This window comes from Bacillus sp. UMB0728, assembly GCF_002858875.1.
Classification (GTDB): Bacteria; Bacillota; Bacilli; order Bacillales; family Cytobacillaceae; genus Bacillus_AB; species Bacillus_AB infantis.
The window spans coordinates 852,783-877,423 of record NZ_PKLA01000002.1 but is presented as its reverse complement, the minus strand read 5'-3'; the positions used below and the strand labels follow the sequence as shown (position 1 = coordinate 877,423).

At 45.5% G+C, this 24,641-nt stretch carries 22 protein-coding genes and 1 other RNA gene; 2 read left to right on the top strand and 21 right to left on the bottom strand.

Annotation, left to right across the window (positions count from 1 at the left end):
* Positions 1–61 precede the first annotated feature (61 nt).
* The 4 genes from CYJ37_RS09905 to CYJ37_RS09890 all read right to left on the bottom strand — a co-directional run bounded on the left by CYJ37_RS09905 (position 62) and on the right by CYJ37_RS09890 (position 3,394).
* Entirely contained in the window at positions 62–214 is a 153-nt protein-coding gene (locus CYJ37_RS09905) for a DUF1540 domain-containing protein (protein WP_009793092.1), read from the bottom strand.
* A gap of 144 nt (positions 215–358) precedes the next feature.
* Positions 359–1,876, bottom strand: a complete 1,518-nt coding sequence (gene opuFB, locus CYJ37_RS09900; RefSeq protein ID WP_101549508.1) for an osmoprotectant update ABC transporter permease/substrate-binding subunit OpuFB — start codon at positions 1,874–1,876, stop codon at positions 359–361.
* A complete protein-coding gene (opuFA, locus tag CYJ37_RS09895) occupies positions 1,869–2,825 on the bottom strand; it encodes an osmoprotectant update ABC transporter ATP-binding subunit OpuFA (protein ID WP_101549506.1) in 957 nt (318 codons plus the stop codon). Before opuFA ends, opuFB begins: the two co-directional genes overlap by 8 nt.
* Before the next feature lie 242 nt (positions 2,826–3,067).
* On the bottom strand, positions 3,068–3,394 hold the full coding sequence (locus CYJ37_RS09890) for a thioredoxin family protein (protein WP_101549504.1): 327 nt from the start codon (positions 3,392–3,394) through the stop codon (positions 3,068–3,070).
* Between the two features lie 130 nt (positions 3,395–3,524).
* On the opposite strand from CYJ37_RS09890, the gene CYJ37_RS09885 reads away from it, so the two are divergent.
* Complete coding sequence (locus CYJ37_RS09885; RefSeq protein WP_101549502.1) at positions 3,525–4,064, top strand: flavodoxin family protein; 540 nt, start codon at positions 3,525–3,527, stop codon at positions 4,062–4,064.
* A gap of 43 nt (positions 4,065–4,107) precedes the next feature.
* Here the strand turns inward: CYJ37_RS09885 and CYJ37_RS09880 are convergent, their stop codons facing one another.
* The 13 genes from CYJ37_RS09880 to secG form a co-directional block, all read right to left on the bottom strand.
* The gene (locus tag CYJ37_RS09880) at positions 4,108–5,007 is read right to left on the bottom strand and encodes a helix-turn-helix domain-containing protein (protein WP_180827301.1); all 900 of its coding nucleotides are present in this window, start codon (positions 5,005–5,007) and stop codon (positions 4,108–4,110) included.
* A gap of 160 nt (positions 5,008–5,167) precedes the next feature.
* Positions 5,168–6,796, bottom strand: coding sequence for a glycoside hydrolase family 13 protein (locus CYJ37_RS09875; RefSeq protein WP_101549498.1), 1,629 nt, complete (start codon positions 6,794–6,796; stop codon positions 5,168–5,170).
* Between the two features lie 99 nt (positions 6,797–6,895).
* Positions 6,896–8,581, bottom strand: coding sequence for a glycoside hydrolase family 13 protein (locus CYJ37_RS09870; protein ID WP_101549496.1), 1,686 nt, complete (start codon positions 8,579–8,581; stop codon positions 6,896–6,898).
* 39 nt (positions 8,582–8,620) lie between these two features.
* Positions 8,621–9,442: a carbohydrate ABC transporter permease gene (locus CYJ37_RS09865; RefSeq protein ID WP_101549494.1), complete on the bottom strand. Its 822-nt coding sequence runs from the start codon at positions 9,440–9,442 to the stop codon at positions 8,621–8,623.
* Complete coding sequence (locus CYJ37_RS09860; protein ID WP_101549492.1) at positions 9,442–10,305, bottom strand: carbohydrate ABC transporter permease; 864 nt, start codon at positions 10,303–10,305, stop codon at positions 9,442–9,444. The genes CYJ37_RS09865 and CYJ37_RS09860 overlap by 1 nt, the downstream gene beginning before the upstream one ends.
* Before the next feature lie 59 nt (positions 10,306–10,364).
* Positions 10,365–11,597, bottom strand: coding sequence for an ABC transporter substrate-binding protein (locus CYJ37_RS09855; RefSeq protein WP_101549490.1), 1,233 nt, complete (start codon positions 11,595–11,597; stop codon positions 10,365–10,367).
* 68 nt (positions 11,598–11,665) lie between these two features.
* A complete protein-coding gene (locus CYJ37_RS09850; protein ID WP_101549488.1) occupies positions 11,666–12,673 on the bottom strand; it encodes a LacI family DNA-binding transcriptional regulator in 1,008 nt (335 codons plus the stop codon).
* Between the two features lie 252 nt (positions 12,674–12,925).
* Positions 12,926–13,384: a DUF2269 domain-containing protein gene (locus CYJ37_RS09845; protein WP_101549486.1), complete on the bottom strand. Its 459-nt coding sequence runs from the start codon at positions 13,382–13,384 to the stop codon at positions 12,926–12,928.
* Positions 13,385–13,671: 287 nt separating this feature from the next.
* Positions 13,672–14,030, bottom strand: a transfer-messenger RNA (tmRNA) gene (gene ssrA / locus CYJ37_RS09840).
* A 176-nt stretch (positions 14,031–14,206) separates the two neighbouring features.
* A complete protein-coding gene (smpB, locus tag CYJ37_RS09835; RefSeq protein ID WP_009793084.1) occupies positions 14,207–14,674 on the bottom strand; it encodes an SsrA-binding protein SmpB in 468 nt (155 codons plus the stop codon).
* 115 nt (positions 14,675–14,789) lie between these two features.
* Positions 14,790–17,132 carry a ribonuclease R gene (rnr, locus tag CYJ37_RS09830; RefSeq protein ID WP_101549485.1) on the bottom strand — a complete coding sequence of 781 codons (2,343 nt, stop codon included), beginning with the start codon at positions 17,130–17,132 and terminating at the stop codon, positions 14,790–14,792.
* A 27-nt stretch (positions 17,133–17,159) separates the two neighbouring features.
* Positions 17,160–17,906, bottom strand: coding sequence for an alpha/beta hydrolase (locus tag CYJ37_RS09825; protein WP_009793082.1), 747 nt, complete (start codon positions 17,904–17,906; stop codon positions 17,160–17,162).
* Between the two features lie 172 nt (positions 17,907–18,078).
* Positions 18,079–18,312, bottom strand: a complete 234-nt coding sequence (gene secG / locus CYJ37_RS09820; protein ID WP_009793081.1) for a preprotein translocase subunit SecG — start codon at positions 18,310–18,312, stop codon at positions 18,079–18,081.
* A 176-nt stretch (positions 18,313–18,488) separates the two neighbouring features.
* On the opposite strand from secG, the gene CYJ37_RS09815 reads away from it, so the two are divergent.
* Positions 18,489–19,457 (top strand): NERD domain-containing protein, encoded by a 969-nt coding sequence (locus CYJ37_RS09815; protein ID WP_101549483.1) that lies wholly within the window; start codon positions 18,489–18,491, stop codon positions 19,455–19,457.
* A 230-nt stretch (positions 19,458–19,687) separates the two neighbouring features.
* On the opposite strand, the gene eno is transcribed toward CYJ37_RS09815, so the two are convergent.
* Genes eno through CYJ37_RS09795 form a run of 4 tightly spaced genes read right to left on the bottom strand, consistent with a single transcriptional unit; the run spans position 19,688 to position 24,510 of the window.
* Entirely contained in the window at positions 19,688–20,983 is a 1,296-nt protein-coding gene (eno, locus tag CYJ37_RS09810) for a phosphopyruvate hydratase (RefSeq protein WP_009793079.1), read from the bottom strand.
* 25 nt (positions 20,984–21,008) lie between these two features.
* Complete coding sequence (gene gpmI, locus CYJ37_RS09805; protein WP_009793078.1) at positions 21,009–22,544, bottom strand: 2,3-bisphosphoglycerate-independent phosphoglycerate mutase; 1,536 nt, start codon at positions 22,542–22,544, stop codon at positions 21,009–21,011.
* Complete coding sequence (gene tpiA / locus CYJ37_RS09800) at positions 22,537–23,298, bottom strand: triose-phosphate isomerase (RefSeq protein ID WP_009793077.1); 762 nt, start codon at positions 23,296–23,298, stop codon at positions 22,537–22,539. The genes gpmI and tpiA overlap by 8 nt, the downstream gene beginning before the upstream one ends.
* A 27-nt stretch (positions 23,299–23,325) precedes the next feature.
* Positions 23,326–24,510, bottom strand: coding sequence for a phosphoglycerate kinase (locus tag CYJ37_RS09795; protein ID WP_101549481.1), 1,185 nt, complete (start codon positions 24,508–24,510; stop codon positions 23,326–23,328).
* Positions 24,511–24,641 lie beyond the last annotated feature (131 nt).

Below are 24,641 nucleotides of genomic sequence, written 5' to 3'. Positions count from 1 at the left end.
TGGACTTTTGTCCGGCAGGCCGTTATGTAGCGGCAGCCTTCATCCAAGGCTGCCATAGTGCTTATTGAGGCTCAAAAGTTTTACAGTCGGTTTCTTCATTGGTGCTCGCTTTCTTTCCGGTGATCGCCCCGACAAAAATCTCATCCGCCCCGCATTTCCTGCCGTTGCGGTTAAACTTGCAATTGACTACTTCACATAATACATCCTGTGCCACTCTAACCACCTCCTGTGAGATTTGTAAAGTGAGACTAGTGTTTCTGATTAAGTAGCACTTAATAGTCTATTCCCGTATAGAGGCATTTTAAACGCTTTTAAATGGAACCCGCGGGGCTGCCGGTCACCTGATTCAGTATGCCCTCTACTCTATAAGCCCTTCATTTTTCAGGAATTCCCTGGCTGTATCTTCAGCACTCATTCCATCAACATTGACTTTATAGTTCATTTCCCGCATCTGGTCATCTGTGATTTTTCCTGCCAGCTTGTTCAAAGCATCCGCGATTTCCGGATGATCATCAAGCGTCTCTTTCTTTAAAAGGGGAGCTCCCTGATAAGGCGGAAACAGATTTTTATCATCTTCAAGCACCTTCAGATTGTAGGCTTCCAGCTCACTGTCCGTCGAATAGGCATCCACCATATTGATATCGCCGGTTTCAACGGCACTATAGCGAAGCTTAGGCTCCATTGTTTTCACATTAGGAAACTCTATGCCATACAGCTTTTGAATCCCCCGGTAGCCATCTTCCCTGTCGGAAAACTCCAGCGTAAAGCCCGGGTTGATATTCTGCTGAACCGCTTTTACATCTGAGATCGTTTCAAGTCCATATTGTGCAGCCAGCTCTTCCGGCACAGCCAGTGCATATGTATTGTTATAGTCCATCGGCTCCAGCATCTCCAGTTCAAACTCTTCTGACATGCCGTCCCTTGCCTGCTCATATACTTCCTGCCGGTCTGTGCTCACTGCCGTTTCTTTTAAAAATTCCGAAATGGCTGTTCCTGTGAACTCAGGGTAGATATCAATATCACCTGAACGGAGTGCATTGAACACAAAAGAAGTCTTGCCAAGCCCTGGCTGCAATTCAACGCTCATATCCGTTTCCTCTTCAATGAGGAGTTTGTACATATTGATCAGGATCTCCGGTTCAGAGCCAAGCTTTCCGGCAATCACGAGATCTTTTTCTCCCTTGCCTGAAACAAACGGCAGAACCATGATGACAATGGCTGCAAGGGCAATCGCCCCGAGCGGGATCAGTGATTTTTTGAATGAAATCTTTTCGAACCTTTTCAGCAGCAGGTCAAATAATATGGCCAGCAGCGCTGCCGGGATTGCTCCCAGTACAATGAGGGATGTATTGTTCCGGTCAATCCCGAGAAGGATGATATCCCCAAGGCCTCCTGCACCGATCAAAGCTGCAAGCGTTGCTGTCCCGACGATCAGGACCATTGCCGTCCTGATCCCTGCCATGATCACTGGCATGGATAGAGGCAATTCTACTTTAATAAGCCGTTTCCAGCTGTTCATCCCCATGGCCCTTGCCGCTTCAATAAGCGAAGGCTCCACTTCTTTTATGCCTGTGTACGTATTCCTCAGGATCGGCAGAAGTGCATAGACGATCAGCGCGATGCTTGCAGGCACTTTCCCGATCCCGAACAGCGGGATAAGGAGCCCTAGCAAGGCGAGGGAAGGAATGGTCTGCAGCACCGCTGTAACGCCGATGACTGCCTCAGCTGCTCTTTTATGCCGCGTCAGATAAATTCCGAGCGGGATTGAAATCAGGACAGCGAAGAAAAGCGCAATAAATGAGATTTGTATATGTTCAATGAGTGCACTGAAAAGCTCTGATTGCCTCTCTTTAAAAACACCGGCCAAATCATTCATTTAGAGCCCCCCTTTCTCCTAAGCTTCCCGCCACATGCCTGATGGCTTCCCTGCGGCTGATTGAACCGACGATGGTCCCGTCTTTTTCAACAGGTATCTCTTCCCTGTCAGTCAGCAGTTCCAGCACTTCCTTTAAACTGGCCGAAGCTGCGACCGCTTCAGCAGACACACTTTCGGCATATCCGGCTTTCATCATTTTTTCAGCTGTAATCTCGCGGCCGGCTCCAGCCTGCGCACCGACAAATTCACGCACAAATTCATCTGCCGGATTTGCAATGATTTCCTCAGGCGCAGCCAGCTGCACAATCTTCCCTTCCTTCATGACGCAAATTCTGTCTCCCAGTTTAAGAGCTTCCTGCATATCATGCGTCACAAACACGATCGTCTTCTTAATATTGCGCTGCAGATCCAGAAGATCATCCTGCAGCTTTTCCCTGCTTAAAGGGTCAAGTGCACTGAAAGGCTCGTCCATCAGAATGATTTCAGGGTCGGCTGCGAGGGCACGGATAACACCGATCCGCTGCTGCTGCCCGCCGGAAAGCTCGCTCGGCTTCCTCGTCAAATATACATCCGGCTCCAGCCCGACCATAGTCAGCAGCTCTGCCGCCCGCTTGCGGATCTTTTCCCGCTCCCATTTTTTCAATTCCGGGACTATAGCGATATTTTCTTCGATCGTCATATGCGGAAAGAGCGCGATTGACTGCAGCACATAGCCGATGCTCCATCGTAATTCATGGATATCATACTCACTGATCCTTTTCCCCTCTATCCTGATCGTTCCCTTCGTGAGATCGATCAGCCGGTTGATCATCTTGAGCGTCGTTGTCTTCCCGCACCCGCTTGGCCCGATCAGCACGAAGAATTCCCCTTTCTTTATCGTAAAATCCAGGGACTCTACCGCCTTCGTTCCGCCGGGGTACTCTTTTGTCACACCCTCAAACTCTATCATGGCTTCTCTCCTTTTCATCGTCCTGCTTACTCTTTATGTATAAACACCATTTTTATTATTGCCTTTTTTGAGCTGTCTGCGGCTCCTGTACCCAGGAAAATTTAACCACCTCACTCCATTAACTCTATTACCTACCCTGTTGCCCATTTTTCCAAACATAGCATTTTTCACTGCCAGCTTCAATTCTCAGTTCTCTTACAAAAAGTAAAAAAGCCGGGAGCATTCTCCCGGCCTTTATTTGTTTATTTGCTATAATACTCGCCAAGGTATTCTGATACCTGTTCCGGTGTCTTCGCATTTGCGCTGTGAAGATGCCCAAGGTTTTCATCGTTCTTGAATACCAGCAGACTCGGAATGCCCATCACATTATATTCGGCAGCCAAATCAGGCAGTTCGTCTTTGTTCAGCTCATATAGAGGAAACTCCTGAAATTCCTCCAGCACGCTCGGCATGAACATATCCATCCGTTTGCAGTCCGGGCACCAGCCCGCAAAAAACTTTACAGTCACTGTTTCCCCGCTGCCGATTATTTCCCTGAATTCTTTTTCTGTTTTGATCAAATTTGCCATTCTCATCAACCTCCTGCCCTCATTATATACAAAACGTTTCTGCTTATCCTCAAACTTGCTTCCCTTCGAAAATAGGGTATTTCCGTGTTACACTTAAGCATAAAAGAACACAAGTGAGGAGCATGTAACGATGAAAACTTTATGCTTGCTGGGAAGCACCCGCAAAAATGGCAACTCAGAATATTTGGCAGGAAAAATTCTTGAAGGAACAGACCATACTGTTGTTCACCTGGCTGATAAGCATATTGAAGCCATCCACGACCAGCGCCATGCTGAAGGCGGCTTTGATCCGGTCCACGATGACTATGACGAATTGATTGAGCTGATTTTCAGCCATGATGTCATCCTGTTTGCTACTCCCCTGTACTGGTATGGTATGAGCGGCCCAATGAAGAATTTTTTTGACAGATGGTCACAGTATCTTCGCGACGAGCGCTTTAATTTAAAAGAAGAGCTTGCCAGAAAAAAAGCTTATGTAGCCGTAACAGGCGGCACAAGCGCAAAAATCAAGGGACTGCCGCTCATCCAGCAATTTGAATACATATTTGAATTTGTCGGCATGGAATTTGCAGACTATATCATCGGCGCAGGCGTCAAGCCCGGCGAGGTGAAGGAAGACCAGATTGCGCTGGCCAAGGCAGAGGTTTGGAACAGGGGGTTGCGCTCTTGATAAGGAAAGGACCTGCGGGGCGGCAGGTCTTTTTTTCAGGTTTTCAAGAGTTCTTGGCTAACTCTTTTATATTCTCGATCTTGCCTTCAATGAACGAAACGAATCTATCATCCTTCTGCGCTTTAAAAATGCTAATCGTTATATCATAGTGCTCAATCGCCTGATTGTATTTTTTTAAGCCTTCATAGCTTATGCTCAGATAATAATAGAGCTCCCCTAAATAGTCCAGCAGATTTGCCTTCACGCACCAGTCGATGCCTTTATAGCAGCAATCTATTGCCTCTTTATATTGTTGAAGGGCCCATAAGCTTCTTGCTTGATTATACAGTACTTTAGTTTTCAGATCCTTATTCTGCAGCTGCGGCAGCTCTTTAATAACCTGAGACGCTTTTTTCAGCAAATCATAGCACTGCTGGAATTCTTTTATATCATAGTGGAAAATACCCATGCTGATATAAATCTCGAGCTCGGATTCCGTCCAGATCGAAGCATTTTTATGGGTAAGATCAATTGCTTCCTGCAATATTGAAATACTTCTCTCAAAATCTTTTTCCAAGTAAAAGGTGTAGATTCCTTTATTCCAGAGAAGCACCTGGTGGTATTCGGGATTTTCCAGCACCTGGGGATTCTTTTCTTCCACAGCCACAATTCTCCGGAGCTCATCATAATTGAGCTCCTTCCTGGCAGCATAAAGCTGTTCCATCACATCTTCAACATACTCATTGCTGGCAATCCCGTTCATCCCGAAGAAATAGGAAATATCCACACCAAGTCTTCTGGCAATGAGGTAAAGTGTAGAAGAAAGCGGAATGATATCCCCCCGCTCAATTTTGCTGATCTGCGCCTGTGTGCAGATGCCTTCTGACAGTTCACTCTGCTTGAGGCCCCTTGAAACTCTTAGATCCTTTATCTTTTTTCCAAGGTTATTCCCAAAGTTATTCAATCCATCACGTCCATTTTGCCTTTTTATAGTAGAATAGCAGTAAACTCGATAAAATAAAATTAAAATGATGCCTGAAGTATTTTTCCCAAGATAAAGGAAATGCAAAAAGCCGTTCTGTTTGCAAGAACGGCTTTCTTCACTGCTTATTCCTCACAGCCAATCAGGTAATCTGATAAATTTTAGCTTCATATGGCCTGAGTTTCTCATCATGATCCGCTGTTTCCTTCGGGTAATTGCCGATGATCAGCTTTTTCTCCGGATCCTGATATCCGGCTGGCAATTTAAAGGAACGCTGCTGGTCAGAATGGTTTAATAGTATTAGCCATGTAATCCCATTATATGACCTCGTGTACACGTATAAATGCTCATCATGAGGAAATAGATCTTGATAGTCCCCGTATACCATTACATCGTTTTCCTTGCGGAGGGCGATAAGTTCCTTATAAAAATAGAAAACAGAATCAGGGTTTTTCAATGCAGCTTCAACATTTATTTCTTTAAAATTAGGATTTATTTTAATCCACGGCTGCCCGCTTGTGAATCCTGCGTTCGTTTCATCGCTCCATTGCATCGGAGTTCTTGAATTGTCGCGGCTCAGCATCAGCAGGCTTTCAAAAACTTCCTGGCTGTCCCGTCCTTTTGCCACTTCTTCATAGTATTTATTTTTCATGGCAATATCATCATAGTCATCTATCGTTTCAAACCTGACCCCTGTCATCCCGATCTCTTCCCCCTGATAAACATACGGGGTCCCTGGCAATGTATGAATCATGGTTGCCAGCATTTTAGCAGATTGTTCCCGATATTCTTTATCATTGCCATATCTGGTTACTTGTCGGGTATGATCATGATTATTTAAGAACTGTGAATTCCATCCCTTTTGCTTGAGGCCTCTATACCAGCTTGACTGAATTTCCTTAAAACGGAGCATGTCCCAGGCGGGCATATCATCTGCCACCTGGAAATGGAAGAGCGTGTCCAGTTCATTCCTGCTCTCATCCACGTAAAGCAGCCCCTCCTCCGGGGAAACAAACGGGATTTCGCCGACTGTCATAATATCATAATGCTGAAGCACTTCCCGGTTCATTTCCTGCAGATAGTCGTGAATTCCGGGATTATTGGCCAGATAGCTAATATGATAAGGGTTTTCTGCATCAGCAAAATCTGCTTTTTTGGCAAGCAGATTAATGACGTCCATGCGGTAGCCATCAACCCCCTTATCAAGCCAGAATCTCATCATTCTGTAGATTTCCTGCCGTAGTTCAGGATTTTTCCAATTTAAGTCCGGCTGTTCTACCGCAAAAGAATGGTAGTAATACTGACCTGTTGCTGGATCGAGTTCCCAGCAGGAAGGAGCAAAATAAGAGCGCCAGTTGTTCGGCTCTGCCCCGTCCTTAGGATCTTCCCATATATACCAGTCTCTTTTGGGATTATCCTTGGAAGAGCGCGACTCCACGAACCATGGGTGCTGATCTGATGTGTGGTTAACGACCAGATCCATGATCACTTTCATCCCCCGGCTATGGATGGCCTCGACCAAAGTTTCAAAGTCAGCCATATCTCCCGCTTTTTCCATCACCTTGTAATAATCCGAAATATCATAGCCATTGTCCCGATCAGGAGATTGATAAAAAGGATTAAGCCAGATCACATCAATTCCAAGGCTCTTAATATAATCGAGCTTACCAAGCACTCCTTTTAAATCTCCATAGCCATCCCCGTCCGAGTCATTAAAGCTCCGCCAGTAGACCTGGTAGACGACCGCTTCTTTCCACCACTGCTTATTCAAAAGTAACACCTCAAATTCGATATTTTTAAAAGCTATACAGCAAGCCTCAGGGCATGGGAAATTCCCTTTATAAAAAAGGGCCTGCAGCAGGCCCTTTCATTAATTGGCTAAACGGTATACTCTCGCTTCATAAGGCTTCAATACCAGCCTGTCAATTGAATCAGCTTCATCCACAGGCAGATTGGAGATCAGCAGTTCTGCTGAAGAATACCGGACATTTTCAGGCATTGTAAAGACGGGCTCCTGATCACTGAAGTTGCAGATAACTAATAATTGCTCATCGCCAAGCGTCCTTGTGTAAGCAAAGATCTGCTCGTCTTCCTCCATGACCGGGTTATAGGTTCCGTATACAATTACTTCATTCTGCTTCCTGAGCTGGATCAGCTTTTTATAATAATAGAAGATAGAATCTTCATCTTTTAAAGCTGCCTCAGCATTTACCTCAGTATAGTTTGGATTTACATCAATCCATGGTGTCCCGCTGGTAAAGCCTGCATGGCTGCTGCTGTTCCATTGTACAGGTGTCCTGGCATTGTCACGGCTGCGCTCATGGATTCCTTTAAAGATTTCTTCATGTGTCAGTGAATCAGGGGTTAGGTCCCGGTAAGCATTTAATGTCTCGATATCACGGTAGTTATTAATATCCTGGAAAGAGACATTCGTCATCCCAATTTCTTCACCTTGATAGATATATGGCGTCCCTTGCATCATATGGAGGCAGGTAGCGATCATCTTGCCGGATAAAACTCTGTATTCATCTGAATCATTGCCCCAGCGGGAAATAGCACGCGGCTGGTCATGATTGCTCCAGTACAGGCTGTTCCAGCCATCTTTCTCCAAACCTTTTTGCCACTTTGTAAAAATCTCTTTCAGCTCGGTCAGTTTCCAATCGCGCGGATCCCATTTACCATATTGGCCATCGCCCAATCCGACATGTTCGAAATGAAATACCATATTCAGTTCATTTCTGTCTGTACCAGTATAAAGCTTCCCTTGTTCAACCGATACCCCCGGCATTTCTCCTACAGTAATCGTATTGTATGGACTGAGGGCTTTTTGATTCATTTCCTGGAGGAATTCATGGATGCGGGGGCCGTTCATAAAATACTTGCCGCCATCTCCATATTTATGCCCTTTGCGGATCTCGCCCTGCGGATAGCTTGTATCCTTCGAAATGAAATTGATGACATCCATCCTGAATCCATCAATGCCCTTATCCAGCCAAAAACGCATCATCTCATAAATTTCATTTCTTAATACAGGATTTTCCCAATTAAGATCAGGCTGCTTCTTGCTGAACAGGTGCAGATAATATTCCCCGGTTTGTTCATCCAGCTCCCAGACGCTTCCGCCAAAGGCAGCCCCCCAGTTTGTCGGAGGCTCTCCATTGTCTGTCTTTTTCCAAATATAATAATCCCGGTACGGATTATCCTTCGATTGCTTTGATTCCTGGAACCAGGCATGTTCATCGCTTGAATGATTCACAACCAGATCCATCATGATTTTTATGCCATATTTATGCGCCTCTGCCAGCATATTATCGAAGTCCTGCATGGTTCCAAACTCATCCATAATATTTCTGTAATCCGAAATATCATAGCCGTTATCATCATTAGGCGATTTATACACAGGAGAGAGCCAGATTACATTAATCCCCAGCTCATGCAGGTAAGAGATTTTTTCTGTTATACCATTAATGTCGCCAATGCCATCCCCATTAGAATCATTGAAGCTTCTAGGGTATATCTGATATATAACGCTTTCTTTCCACCAAGTCTTATTCACAGTAAAACACTCCGATCACATTGAAAATCATTTTATTCTTTATTTAATGGAACCTTTCATTACACCGCTGATAATCCACTTCTGAGCAAAGATATACACAATAATCATTGGAGCAAGAGCCAGCAGATAAGAGGCAAATGCCAGATTATAGTCTGTGCTGAATTGGGACTGGAAGATATATTGAACGAGCGGCAGTGTTGCCATTTCCCTGTCGCTGAGCAGGACGAGCGGAAGCATGAAGTCATTCCAGGCCCCGAGGCATGTGATGATGGCAACTGTCGCGTTCATAGGTGCCAAAAGCGGGAATATGACCTTCCAGAAGACTCCCCACGTGCTCGCACCATCCATGATAGCTGCTTCTTCCAGCTCAACAGGTATAGAACGAATATACCCGATATAGATAAATACGTTAAATGATAAGTTAAATACTATATACAGGATGATCAATCCGACCAGATTGTCCATGCCCCATGCACTTGTCTGCTTTACAAGCGGAAGCATGATAATCGGGAATGGGATGAACATGGCACTTAAAAAATAGAAATACAAAAATTTATAAAACTTCTTATGCAGGTTCCTTGCTATTGCATAAGAAACCAGTGAATTTGTCAAAACAGTAAATATGACAACAAACACTGTTACAAAAGCACTGTTCTTGAATGCGCTGAAAAAGTTGGTCATCTCAATAGCTTGTGTAAAATTATCAAACGACCAGGTTTTAGGCAGCGCCAATAGATTTCCTGCCATCTCAGAAGGTGTCTTGAACGCAATTGTAATGGTTAAATATAGTGGAAAAAGGATCAATAATGAACCTGCAATTAAGAGAGAAGTGATGAGCCAGCTGTTTTTCTTGCGATTCATTAGTTTTCCACCTCTCTTTTATTTAAAAATTTCAGCTGAATGACGGAAAATACAACAATAACAATAAAGTAGATAACTGCATTGGCCGACTGATAAGCAAATTCCCCGCCTTCAAAACCGCCGCGGTAGATCAGGAGTGAAATGGATTCTGTCGATTTTCCCGGTCCTCCCCCAGTCAAAGCCACAATCTGGTCAAACACCATCAAAAAGCTCTTCAAGGACAATACCATATTAATAGTAAAGAACGGTGCAATCAGCGGGAAGGTAATCTTCCAGAACTTTGTCCAAACGCCGGCACCATCGATGCTCGCAGCTTCATATAAATCCTCAGAAATCGTAACAAGGCCGGCAAGATACAGAATCGTGTTGAAAGAAACAGCCTGCCAAACAGCGACAATGACGATGCCCAGCCAGGCAAGATCCGGATTACCCAGGATGTTTTTGCTCAGTAACTCCCACCCAAGTGCATCACCGAACTGCGGAAGAAAATGAGCAAAAATAAAGTTGAAAATAAAGCCGACAATTAAAATGCTCAAAATATAAGGCAAGAAGTAAATAGCCCGCAGAGTTTTATGGAATTTAATCTTTGAATTCAGTCCCATTGCAACGGCAAGGCTGATGATATTAACAAGAATGGTCGACACAATGGCAAATTTAAACGTAAAGAGGTAAGCATCCCCCGCACGTCCATCTTTAAACACATTAAGGTAATTTTTTAAACCAACAAAATTCCAGTCACCATAGCCCTTCCAGTCCGTGAAGCTGTAGAAGATTCCCTGCAGCGCAGGATAACTGTGGAAGATAAAAAATAAAACAAAGGCAGGTATGGCAATGACAAGGAAAATATGATTTTTCTTTTTCATTTTGGCAACTCCTTTTTAGAAAGCCAGGGTTCGTGAGGACGCCCTGGCTTCAGTGTGGATTAGCGGTTTTGTACTTTTTCCCACTCGCTGTCCATTTTCTTCAGGAATTTTTTCTTATCATTTTTAATGAGGAATTCCTGTACTAAGTTTTCTGCTCCCATACCTGCCGGGTAATAGTGATCCGGGAAGCTTGTAATCGCTCCAGTTTCAAAGTTGCCTTTGATTCCTTCAAACACAGGATTCTCCTGGTACACACCTTCGATGGCAGAGAACGCCTTTTGCTCATCAATATATTTTTTAGCTGTTTCTTTTTCCATCATGAACTCAACAAACTTCTCAGCTTCTTCTTTGTGCTTTGTATCATTGTTAATGGTCAGCAATACGTCTACACCAGATACAAGTTTGTTTTGGGCTGGATCGTTTGTAACAGGCATTGGGAATACACCAAGCTGCATATCCGGATTAGCTTTAAGGATTTCAGGAATCGCCCAGTTTCCTTGAAGATAGAATACTGACTTCCCGTTGGCAAAAGCATTATTTCCATCACCGTAAGCAACGCCCATATTATCTTTGTGGCCGTATTTTACCAGCTCTTCCATTTTGTCAGCCACTTCATCGTAGCTTTCCACAAAAGAAGTTTCCCCATTGTTTTTCTTTTCAGCAAAGTCTTCCCCGGCCACATTTGCACCAAGAGAGTTCCATGCGATCATGCCTGTCCATGCATCTTTCAGAGTAAAGTAGATTGGCGTTTCACCTGCAGCTTTTACTTTTTCAAGAGTGGCTATAAATTCATCCCAGGTAGTTGGAACCTGCAGTCCAAGCTCATCAAACTTTTCTTTGTTATAGATGACTGCATTGGCATTTGTCGCATAAGGAATACCGAATGTACCTTCTTTATCAGGTCCTACCAATCGATTGATCATATCAATGTAGGAAGGCTGGACTTCTTTTACAAGCTCCGTTCCCGAAAAGTCTTGCAATACACCTGCACGGCCTAATTCGCCATAAGTTGCGTTGCCGGCAATGGACATTAAGTCTGGAAGATCATTTTTAGTCAAACGTGTTTTCAGGACTGTTTCTGCTTCAGGAGGCGCATCCAGCTTGATTTTAATATCTGGATTTTCCTTTTCGAACTCTTTTATCAGACCTTTGTAGGTTTCAATACTTTCTGATTTATTAGAGAAAAGCTCCAGTGTAACCTTGCCATCTTCTGCACTATCCGATGAGCATCCCGCTAGCAGTGAAGCTCCCATTGCAACCGCCATTACACCTGCTGTCATTTTTTTAAACATTTGAACTCCTCCTAAATTTTCGATTAACGTAAACGTTTACTCAAATGTCCTAAGAAAAAGAGAGCCATCTATCTTCTCTCTTTCACACTCAGTCTTTCGATTACTTTGTGGGGCACGATGCGGCTTTCCGGTGTTTCTCCTGTTTTTAAGATATCAAACAGCATCTGTGCTGACATCTCTCCCATTTTAACCAGCGGCTGGCCAATGGTGGTAAGCGGAGGAATCGTCATTTCCGCAAGACTTAAATTGTCATAGCCGATGACAGAAAGCTCTTCAGGCACTTTAATCCCCAGCTCGAAGGCTGCAGATAAGATGCCCATCGCAATTTCATCACTGGCGGCAAAAATAGCTGTCGCTTCAGGGAACTGAGCAAGCATCTTCCTCAGTCCAACAAGCCCATCTTGGAAACCAAAAGCCCGGCTATTCACAATATTTTTATCGCCGCATGGGATGCCATGGTCGATCAGCGCCCTTTGGAACCCGTCTATCCTTGGCTTGCCTGCTACGATATCTGCTTTGTTTCCGCTGATCATTCCTATTAGGGAATGGCCTTTATCTATTAAGTATTTAGCAGCAGAATAGGCAGCAGAAAAATCATTTACCTTCACATATGGTACTGGAAAAATATAAGATTCCGTTGAAAGAAGAACAATGGGCATCTTTGCTTTTTTTACATACTGGTAATACTCATCTTTTAGTATCTCACTGGCAAAGATGATTCCATCCACCCTTTTTTCAATCAGCAGCTGCAGGTAATTCATCGTTTTTTCGCCATTTGACTCTGTATGGCAGACAATTACGCTGGAACCGTTTTCATTTGCAGCCTTTTCAATCCCATCCAGCAGATCTGTTGCGAGGGTACTTGAAAGCTTGGGAAAAAGCACACCAATTGTGTGGGTCCTTTTATTTATAAGCCCTCTGGCAACAGCATTAGGCTGGTATCCAAGCTGTTCAATGACTTGCATTACTTTAATCTTTGTTTTTTCTGAATAACCAGGCTGGTCATTCAGAATTCTTGATACTGTTGCTATTGAGACATTCGCCTTTTTGGCAACATCTTTAATGGTATAGGACATATCCCACCTGCTTTAAAACTAATATTACGAAAACGTTTACGTTATGATTCTATCACCTAATGGAAACCCTTTCAATACATTTTTATAAAATAATTAGGAAGGAAAATCAGAATCTTTTTGCTGCCTTTCCTTGATAATCAATCACTGTCAATATGAGGCTCTTAAAGCAGCTGATCAAAACAGGAGCTCTAAACGAAGCAACTTAGCAGCTGAAAGAAAATAAAGGACCTCATTGAGATCCTCCTAGTTACTTTAAAATGGCTTCAGCACCATAAGAACAATCAGCACAACTGCTGCTAAGTGTGTATATAAGGTGAATGGCTGCTGTTCTTTATTTATGCGGTGGTAAGAGTCAGGCAGGGATTCGTCCTTGCCTTCATGATTAGCAAGAAGCTCCTGCTGTGCTTTGACTTTCTTCGGCAGTACTGCTGCTACAATCGGCTGAACAGATATAAAGATTATGATGGAAATGATATACCAGACCTGTTTGAATAAATCAGGATTCAAAGCTCCAAAAATCAAACCGGTGATCAATAGTATAATACTCCCGTATTTTGCGAGCTTCTCTACTCTCTCATTGATTGAAATACAAAGCCTAGCCTGTGAAACCGTTTTTGGAGCCTTTGAAATGATGGGCTGCGCAAAAGCAGCGCCAAGGCCGCACACTGCGGCAATGATATGCACTGTAAGCAGGATGGAATAAAAAGTCAAAGATAAGTTCCCCTTTCAAACTAAATTTTTTATATCTCTCTTGTATAATAATACAGATTTGTTAAAATATGAGTATTTCTTACCAATTTAATGGGTAATTTTTCTATTTTATTGAGTCATATACATGAACGACCATTATCATGAGGGCGTTTATAAGGAAATTGGCATGTGTTTTCTTATGCGAAGAAGGTATATATGGAGGTTTTTTAAGCAAATAAAAAAGCCTGAATCCTCCATCAGGAAAATCCAGGCTTTATAATTTAAGATTTAATCCACCAAAGTATGTATGGTGGAGACGGTGGGAGTCGAACCCACGTCCAGAAACATCGCCACTTAAGCTTCTACGAGTGTAGTCAGCATATTTGCGTTTCGCTGCATCTTATGCCTGCTGACAGGCGTCCGTGCAGCTAGTCTGGTTGTTCTCTTCCTTCATCCTCAGACGGTGGAATCCGGCGTAGTCCACTTAGAGTGAGTCCCTTACCCTACCACATGGACGATGGAGGGAGGAACCGCTTAGCGCTATTAGGCAGCTAGAGCGAAGTTGTTTTGTTGTTTGCCAGTTATAGGCTTTGACGTTTTAACGAGGCCGATCCCCTCGACTCGCAACCTAAGCTCGAACTATCCCTGTCGAATCCGTAACGTCCCCATATTGGGCAATGTGCATAACGCATCATTTCCGCTGAGAGCCGGTGCGAATCTTATTCTGCCACTCGGTTTGACGCCAGGAGCGCTCGAAATAGAAGAGCGTAAGTCAGATAGCATCACTGCTACAATACTTATTATATCATATACAGCACGGATATCAATTGTTAAGTCTTGGATTTACATTTTCTGCCGTTCGCGGAATGCCCGCTCAATATCCCGGCCTGCTTCTTTCTTTTTCAAGGTTTCGCGTTTATCATAATTCTTTTTACCCTTGGCCAGGCCGATTAAAACTTTCGCAAAACCATTTTTCAAATACATTTTCAGCGGTACGATAGAATAGCCGGCTTCCTTTGTTTCGCCGATCAGCTTGCTGATTTCTTTATTATGAAGCAGCAGTTTCCTGGTTCTGAGCGGATCATGGTTGTACCGGTTCCCCTGCTCATAAGGGCTGACATGCATGTTGATCAGAAATACCTCCCCGCTGATGATCCTTGCATAAGAATCCTTCAGCTGCACCCTTCCTGCCCGGATAGCCTTAATCTCTGTACCTTGCAGGACGATTCCCGCTTCATAGGTGTCTTCTATAAAATAATCATGATACGCTTTTTTATTTTGGGCGATAACCTTGCCCGTTCCCTTTGGCATATGAATTTCCCCCTCAATCTCTTACACTGATTTTAACAAAAATCTCTCCCAGCAACAATCATGACCCTATATCGGAAAGGAGAGCCACTTGGATGGCTCTCCGGGTTCCAGCTTTTTAGCGTTTCTTTTTCTTACGCTTGGCTTTTGGCGCATTTTCAAAGTGCTTTTTCTCTTTCCGGGCAGGTCCGCCGCTTTTGCCTTTCGAGCTGCCGTTGCGTCCTTTTGGGCCTTCGCCTGCTTTGCCTCTGCGCGGCTTCTTTTCTGTGCTGCCCGTCTTGAACACTCGCGGCGCATCCCGATCATCACGCTTCCGGGGGCCTTTCATGCCGACGATTTCAAAATCTATGGAGCGCTCATCTTTGTTGACATTAATGACGCGTACTGTAATTTCGTCGCCAATCCGGAACACATTGCCGGTTTTCTCGCCGATCATCGCGAAATGGCGTTCATCATAGCGGTAATAATCGTCCGTCATATAGCTGACATGGATCAGACCTTCAATCGTGTTCGGCAATTCGACGAACATGCCGAAGTTTGTAACTGAGCTGATGATGCCATCATATTCTTCGCCAATTTTATCAGCCATATATTCTGCTTTCTTCAGCTCATCTGTTTCCCTTTCAGCTTCGACCGCGCGGCGCTCCATATTGGAGGAATGCTCGGCAATATCAGGAAGCCTTGAATTCATCCGCTCTCTTGTTGCCTGGCTTAAATCGCCTTCAATCAGATAGGTGCGGATGAGCCTGTGGACAACCAAGTCCGGATACCGGCGGATCGGTGATGTGAAATGAGTATAGAACTCAGTCGACAGCCCAAAGTGGCCGAGGCTCTCAGGATCATATTTCGCCTGCTGCATCGAACGCAGCATGACGGTCGAAATTACCATTTCCTCAGGTGTACCCTGCACCTCTTCAATGATTTCCTGGAGGGCGCGCGGATGCACAGAGTTTGCCGTGCCTTTTACAATGTAACCGAAGTTTGTAATAAACTCGAAGAATCTTCTCAGCTTATCTTCCTTCGGATCTTCGTGAATACGGTAGATGAACGGCACATCCATCCAATGGAAATGCTCGGCGACCGTTTCATTGGCTGCAAGCATGAATTCCTCGATGAGGCGCTCTGCCACGGAACGTTCGCGGAGTACGACATCACTTGGCCTTCCTTCTTCATCAACAAGAACCTTTGACTCTTTAAAATCAAAGTCGATGGCGCCGCGGCCCATCCGTTTCTTGCGGAGCACCGCTGCCAGCTCTTCCATAAGCTGAAACATCGGGACAAGCGGCTCATAGCGCTTCATCAGCTCTTCGTCTTTATCGGTCAAGATCTTGTTGACGTCATGATAAGTCATACGCTCTGTTGTTTTAATGACACTCTGGAAGATTTCATGATTAACCACTTCACCGGAGCTGTCCATTTCCATTTCACAGGAAAGGGTCAGGCGGTCAACCTGCGGATTAAGGGAACAGATGCCATTGGATAATCTGTGCGGGATCATCGGGATGACCCGGTCCACCAAGTAAACACTTGTCGCCCGTTCTTCCGCTTCCTGATCGATCGGTGTATTCTCGCGCACATAATACGTCACATCGGCAATATGTACTCCGAGCTTATAGTTTCCGTTTTCAAGCTTTGTAACAGTTACCGCATCATCCAGGTCCTTCGCATCAGCGCCGTCAATCGTGACGATTGTCTGGTCGCGGAGATCGCGCCGGTTCTTGATTTCACTTTCATCAATGCTGTCAGGTGTATCATTCGCCTGCTCCAGTACTTCTTTCGGGAATTCCATCGGCAGCCCATGTTTGTGGATGACAGACAGGATATCCACGCCTGGATCATTTTTATGGCCAAGGATCTCAAGGACTTCCCCTTCAGCACTCTTGCGCCCCTCCGGATACGTCGTCAGCTTGACAACGACCTTATGTCCTTCTATTGCCCCTTTAGAAGCTGATTTCGGGATAAAAATATCGCTGGTGAACTTTTTGTCGTCCGGGAGCACAAAGCCGAAATTTTTACTTTCAACATATGTCCCGACAATCTGCTGGACACCTCGTTCGAGAATGCGCACGACCGTCCCTTCACGCCTCTGGCCGGAAGATTCAGAAGAAACCCTTGCAAGGACAATATCGCCATGCATAGCATTATTCGTCTCATTCGGCGGTATAAAGATATCATCAAGGCCAGGCTCTTCAGGAATGACAAAAGCAAAGCCTTTTGCATGGCCGGACAGCTTACCTTTGATCAGATTCATCCTGTCCGGCAGGCCGTAGCGGTTGCTCCGTGTCCGGACAACAAGCCCTTTCTGCTCCATGACCACAAGGGCCTTCACAAAGTCTTTAAAATCGGAAGAATCCTCGATTCCGAATGCCTCTTCCATCTCCTGGACGGTCAGTGGCTTATATGCTTCATCTTTCATAAAGTGGAGAAGCTTATCCACGATTTGCTTAATATTATTTTCCATCTATGCTATCCCTCCTAAATAAAGGATTTAAACAGTCCAATCCAGCGATTCCAGGAACTGATATACATCCTCATGCAGCTGATCCTTTTCCTTGTCCAATGTGATGACGTGGCCGGACTCTTCATACCATTTCAGCTTTTTATTATCATTCTCCACTTCGCTGAAGATGATGTTCGCGCTGTCGGTATTGATCATGGCATCATGACGGGCCTGAGCCACAAAGGTTGGGGAATAGATCATATCCACATGATTCCTCACATCGGCGATCAGCTCCTGCAGCGCTTTAAGTGTCTCCATCGGAGTTTTCCTGAATTCAGCCATTTCCTGTTCAATCTGCTCAGGGGATTTGCCTTCAAGCCTCTTATACTCGCTGGCATAGTGAAGGATGCCCTGATACATGACTTCCTCGCTCTTAATATACATTGGTGCACACATTGGAACGATACCCTTTATAGGAACAGTGTAACCTAATTTCAAGGAAAATACCCCGCCAAGCGAAAGCCCGGCAACTGCAATCTCTTCATAGCCCTGTCCCTTCAGCAGCTCATAGCCTTCCATAACATCCTTCCACCAGTCCTCAGGCCCGGTATGGACCAGCTCTTCAGGCGGCACCCCGTGTCCCTTATACTGTGGCGCATGGCAGGTATACCCCTTGGTCTGCAAAAACCGTCCAAGCATCCTGACATCCGCAGTATTGCCTGTAAAGCCGTGCAAAAGCAGGACAGCCCTTTTTCCGCCTTCAAAGGTAAATGGTTTCGGTGCAACAATCTTCATTTTGAAAACTCCTTTTGCTATGTAAATGATTTCTTTGATAAGTTCAGCTTCCTTATTTTTAGCAAAGCCGCGCCCAACAATCCACTAAAACGGCTTATCTGCAGCTGCAGGAAAAATATTCCGTTCAGCGGCAAATAAAAAACCTGACCTTCTGGGCCAGGCAGCAGCTTTATTATTTTACAAAATAAGCGACAGCAATTGTTAAAACAAAAAACAGTACAGATAAAACAATCGTCACACGGTGGAGTATAAGATCAAGCCCGCGCGCCTTTTGCTTGCCGAAAAGCTGCTCGGCACCACCTGAAATCGCGCCGGAAAGACCCGCACTTTTCCCTGATTGAAGAAGTACAACAACTATAAGAGCAACTGAAACAATAATCAACAGCGTAATTAATAATGTGTACATGAAGTCCACCTCCTGAAACGTACAATCACATTATTCTTAATTTATCATATTTTGGCGGATTGGACAATAGCAATGTTGGTTGAGGTTGGCGATGGGGGATTTAGTTAGCAGCTCAAGAAGGAGGACAGGACATGGGGGACGAAATAATTAAATAATACATTTATAAGGAGGAAGATATGATTGTTAAAGAATTAACAGTACCAAAGCGGATATTAGCCCTGGAAGCTCTGCTGCGCCGGCTGGAGGAAGGGAGTCCTGACTGGCACCGTGTTAAGGAAAATCTTGCGAAACGCTGGTCCGGCTACTATGGTGAGTTATCCTTAGATTATTATTTGCAGATGCTGCCGGAAAGAGAGTATCTGGTACTGCATGATTTGCGGCTCGGCCTGTCCGGCAGCTTTTTTCAAATTGATCTACTTGTGCTGCATGCTCATTTTGCATTAATCCTGGAGGTTAAAAACATACTTGGCACCCTTGTATTCGATAAGCAATTTAGCCAGATGATCCGCACCCAGTATGAAAAAGAAGAAGGCTTCCCCGATCCGATCGCTCAGGCAGAACATCATAAAAAACAGCTGGCCCGCTGGTTTGCGGAACGCAGCATCCCTCTCCCCGTCGAAGCCCTCGTTGTTATCAGCAAACCATCCACTGTCCTAAAAGCAAACTCCCCAGCCATCAGCAGAACGGTCATCCACAGCCATCGCCTCCTTGGGAAGATAGAAGACTCGAGCGGCCGCTATCCACAAGCGCTCCTGGATGCGAGAGAGCTGAGAAAAACCTCTAGATTGTTGATCAAACACCATACACCTGAAAAAATTGATATTTTGTCCAGGATGAGAGTCAGCCCGGAGAATGTGAGGATGGGTGTCCATTGCAGCAGCTGCGGCCATATTCCGGTTATAAGGATATATGGTACTTGGCTTTGCCCGAAATGCGGGTTGAAGGACAAGTCAGCGCATATCGCAGCTTTGAAGGACTACTTCCTTTTGTTTGGGAAGGAGATTACGAATGGGGGATTTCGGGAGTTTGCGGGGGTGGAATCCGTCCATACAGCTTCAAATATACTAGCAAGCTCAAATTTAGTGGTCTCAGGCAGAGGAAAAGGGCGCAAATACAGCGCACCAGCAGATTGGTGGAATGGGTAAAAAGTGTTTATTAGCAACTTTTTCCGTATTTTAGCAACTTTTCAAATTTATTAGCAACTTTTTTGTTTTATTAGCAACTTTCAGGATATATTAGCAACTTTTGGATTTTATTAGCAACTAGCCCTGAGCGCGGCCACTAAACTCCAACCAGGTACCATACATCAGCTCGAAAAACCAAAACCCAAAAAAACACCAGCCCCAAAAGGCTGGTGTCTCCCCTCAAAAAAGAATTACTTCTTCAGGTTATAAAAAGATTTCAGTCCATCATATACAGCCAGATCGCCAAGCTCGTCTTCGATGCGAAGAAGCTGGTTGTATTTCGCGATGCGGTCAGTACGGCTCATAGAACCAGTTTTGATTTGGCCTGCGTTTGTTGCAACAGCGATGTCAGCGATTGTGGCATCTTCTGTTTCACCTGAACGGTGGGATACAACTGCAGTGTAGCCTGCGCGCTTAGCCATTTCGATTGCTTCGAAGGTTTCAGTCAGTGTACCGATCTGGTTCACTTTGATCAGGATGGAGTTGCCAACGCCCTGCTCGATACCTTGTGCAAGCTTCTTAGTGTTTGTTACGAAAAGGTCATCTCCGACAAGCTGAACTTTTCCGCCGATGCGGTCAGTCAGAAGCTTGTGGCCTTCCCAGTCGTTTTCATCCAGTCCGTCTTCGATTGAAAGGATTGGGAATTCGTTTACCAGCTCTTCGTAGAAGTTAACCATATCTTCTGAAGATAAGCCAGTGCGGCCTTCGCCTGCAAGATCGTATTTGCCTGTTTCTTTGTTGTAGAACTCAGAAGAAGCAACGTCCATGCCAAGAAGGATGTCTTTGCCTGGCTCATAGCCGGCACTCTTGATTGCTTCGATGATGACTTCAAGTGCTTCGCGGTTAGAACCAAGGTTTGGAGCGAATCCGCCTTCGTCGCCGACTGCTGTGTTAAGGCCTTTGCCTGAAAGAACTTTCTTAAGCGCGTGGAATACTTCAGCACCCATGCGGATTGCTTCCTTGAAAGTAGGAGCTCCTACAGGAAGGATCATGAATTCCTGGAAGTCAACGTTGTTGTCAGCATGTGATCCGCCGTTGATGATGTTCATCATTGGAGTTGGAAGCTGCTTCGCGTTGAATCCGCCAAGGTAACGGTATAATGGCAGGCCTACAGATTCAGCTGCAGCGTGCGCACAAGCCATGGATACGCCAAGGATTGCGTTAGCGCCCAATTTGCCTTTGTTTTCAGTACCGTCAAGCTCGATCATTGTGCGGTCGATTCCGACTTGGTCAGTTACATCCATGCCGATGATCGCTTCTGAGATCAGGTTGTTTACGTTGTCCACTGCGTTTTGAACACCTTTTCCAAGGTAGCGGGACTTGTCGCCGTCGCGAAGCTCAACTGCTTCGTGCTCGCCTGTTGATGCTCCTGAAGGAACGATCGCTCTTCCGAAGAATCCTGATTCTGTTAATACTTCTACTTCAACTGTTGGGTTACCGCGGGAATCTAATACTTCGCGGGCATATACGTGCTGGATAAATGGCATAGTAAAATCTCTCCTTAAAATGGGATTATTTTTTTAAAATCGTTGTACCGGTCATTTCAACCGGCTTTTCAACTCCGAGCAGGTCAAGCATGGTTGGGGCAAGATCAGCAAGGATTCCGTCCTCGCGCAGCTCATCCCCTTCTTTTGTTACGATGACAGGCACCGGATTCGTGGTGTGTGCTGTCATTGGATTGCCTTCAAGGGTGACAACTTCGTCTGCATTTCCGTGGTCAGCTGTGATGATGGCATGACCGCCTTTTTGAATGATCAGGTCAACAATGCGGCCAAGGCATTCATCCACAGTTTCGATTGCTTTCACTGTCGGCTCGAGCATTCCGGAGTGCCCGACCATATCAGGATTAGCAAAGTTCAGGATGATAGCATCAAAGTTATCTGCTTCTATTTCTTTAACGAGGGCATCGGTTACTTCATATGCACTCATTTCAGGCTGAAGATCATAGGTTGCCACTTTTGGCGAATTGATGAGGATCCGTTCTTCGCCTGGGAATTTCTCTTCACGCCCGCCGCTCATAAAGAATGTTACGTGCGGGTATTTCTCAGTTTCAGCGATGCGCAGCTGTTTAAGATTGTTCTGGGCCAAAACCTCGCCGACCGTGTTGTCCAGGTTGTTTGGCTTGAATGCTACATAGCCGTCAACGGTTTCGCTGAAGTGGGTGAAGCAGACAAAGTGCAGATTCTGCGGGTGCCCTGGGCCCCTGTCAAAGGATCTGAAATCTTTGTTTGTGAATGTATTGGAAATCTGGATCGCACGGTCAGGGCGGAAGTTGTAGAAAATGACTGAGTCATTGTCTTCAATCGTTGCCACCGGCTCACCGTTTTCCCTTGTAATCACGGATGGAATGACGAACTCGTCAAAAATTCCGTTTTTGTAGTTGTCTTCGACAAGATCAAGCGGATCGGAATAAGATGGTCCATCTCCGTACACCATCGCACGGTAGGATTTCTCCACACGGTCCCAGCGCTTGTCGCGGTCCATGGAATAGTAGCGCCCTGAGATGGTTGCAAATTCGCCTACTCCATATTCCTTGATTTTTTCCTGTGCTTCTTTGATATATTTCTCGGCTGTTTTCGGACCGACGTCTCGGCCGTCAAGGAAACCGTGGATATATACCTTTTTCAGTCCCTCATCAGCAGCAAGCTTCAGCAGGGCGTACAGGTGGTGGATATGGCTGTGGACACCGCCGTCGGATAAAAGGCCAAACAGATGGAGAGCTTTATCGTTCTCCTTCGCATGGTTAATTGCGTCTAAAAAGGTTTGATTCTTTTCAAACTCGCCTTCACGGATGGCCACATTCACCCTTGTCAGGCTCTGGTAGACGATCCTTCCGGCACCGATATTCAGGTGCCCTACTTCCGAGTTCCCCATCTGCCCTTCAGGAAGGCCGACTGCTTCTCCGCTTGCCTGCAGGGTAGAGTGGGGATATTTGTTCCAATAACGCTCAAAGTTCGGTTTGTTCGCTTGAGCAACTGCGTTTCCCATCCGTTCACCGCGCAGGGCGAATCCGTCCAGGATAATCAGTGCTACTGGGGATTTACTCATTCTTGCCTGCCTCCAGTAATTGAAGGAATGAGTTCGGCTCAAGGCTCGCCCCTCCGACCAGTGCACCATCGATATCAGGCTGGGCCATGTATTCTTTGATGTTTTCCGGCTTAACGCTTCCGCCGTACTGGATGCGGACTGCCTCAGCTGCCGCAGTTGAGAACTCCTCGCCTACCACCTGGCGGATATGGGCGCAAACTTCGTTTGCATCCGCAGAAGTGGAAGATTTGCCTGTCCCGATTGCCCAGATAGGCTCATAAGCGATAACAGTCTGCTTCACCTGGTCTTCTGTCAGGCCGGCAAGGGCTTTTTTCACCTGGCTGCCGACGATTTCAGTTGTTTCGCCGTTTTCGCGCTGTTCGAGCGATTCGCCGACACAAACAATCGGTGTCAGGTTGTAGTTGAACGCAGCCAAAGTCTTTTTGTTAACAGCTTCGTCTGTTTCGTTGAACATTTCACGGCGCTCTGAGTGACCAAGCACTACATAAGATACACCAATGTCCTGAAGGGCTTTCGGGCTGATTTCGCCTGTGAAAGCACCGCTTTCTTCAAAGTGCATATTTTGGGCGCCGATTGCGACGTCATGGCCTTCTGCACTTTCAACAAGTCGCTCTAAGAATAAAGCTGGAGCACAAACGACTGTATCAACATCTTCCTTTGAAGGTACAAGGCCGTTGATTTCCTCTAAGAAGCTTTTCGCTTCAGGCAGGGTTTTATGCATTTTCCAGTTGCCTGCAATAATTGATTTACGCATTCCGGCACATCCTTTCAACTCTTTTGCTTATTTATCATTTAAAGCCGTTACACCAGGAAGCTCTTTTCCTTCGATGAATTCGAGGGAAGCGCCGCCGCCTGTTGAGATATGGCTCATTTTATCAGCAAGATCAAACTTTTCGACTGCAGCCGCAGAGTCTCCGCCGCCGATTACCGAATATGTATCCTGGGATTCAGCAAGGGCTTCGGCTACTGCTTTCGTTCCGCCTGCAAATGCATTCAGTTCAAACACACCCATAGGGCCGTTCCAGATGACAAGCTTGCTTGATTTGATGACATCCTGATAGATGGCACGTGTCTTCGGACCGATATCAAGCGCTTCCCAGTCTGAAGGGATTTCTTCAATGGAAACTTCTTTAATATTGGCATCCTCGGAGAAATCATCCGCAACAAGCACATCGACAGGCATATAGAATTTAACGCCTTTTTCCTCTGCCTTTTTCATGAACGAATTGGCAAGATCGATTTTGTCTTCTTCAAGAAGGGATTTCCCGATTTCATGGCCTTGTGCTTTAACGAACGTATAAGCAAGACCTCCGCCGATAATCAGATTATCTACCTTATCAAGCAGGTTTTCGATAACACCGATTTTGTCCTTTACCTTCGCTCCGCCGACAATTGCCGTAAACGGGCGCTCCGGATTGGACATCGCTTTTCCAAGAACGTCCAGTTCCTTTTCCATCAGCAGGCCGGAAACAGCCGGAAGATGGTGTGCAATGCCTTCAGTTGAAGCATGGGCACGGTGGGCAGCGCCGAATGCGTCATTTACATACACATCCGCAAGTTCTGCAAACGCCTTTGCCAGCTCAGGATCATTCTTTTCCTCACCAGGGTAGAAGCGGACGTTTTCAAGAAGGAGAACATCGCCCTCAGCCATTTCGGAAACCAACCCTTGTACAGCTTCACCGTAGGCTTCGTCTGCTTTCTTTACATCCTTGCCCAACAGCTCTGATAAGCGCTTGGCAACTGGTGTAAGGCGCAGTTCTTCTACTGCCTGGCCTTTTGGACGGCCAAGGTGGCTTGCAAGGATGACTTTAGCTCCCTGTTCAGTCAAGTACTGAATGGTAGGAAGAGCTGCTGTGATGCGAGTTTCGTCCGTAATAGAGCCATCTTTCATCGGCACGTTAAAGTCCACACGGCAAAAAACGCGTTTACCTTTTAAATCAATGTCTTTTACGCTTTTTTTGTTCACGGCAAAGGACCTCCCAGTTTCTGATAGTGTTCAAAAGAAAAGGGAGAGGGAATTGTTTCCCGCTCCCCTTTTCCCCATCATTATAGATGTTCGCTATTTTTTTATCCAATAAAACAGGGTTTCAAAGGAAA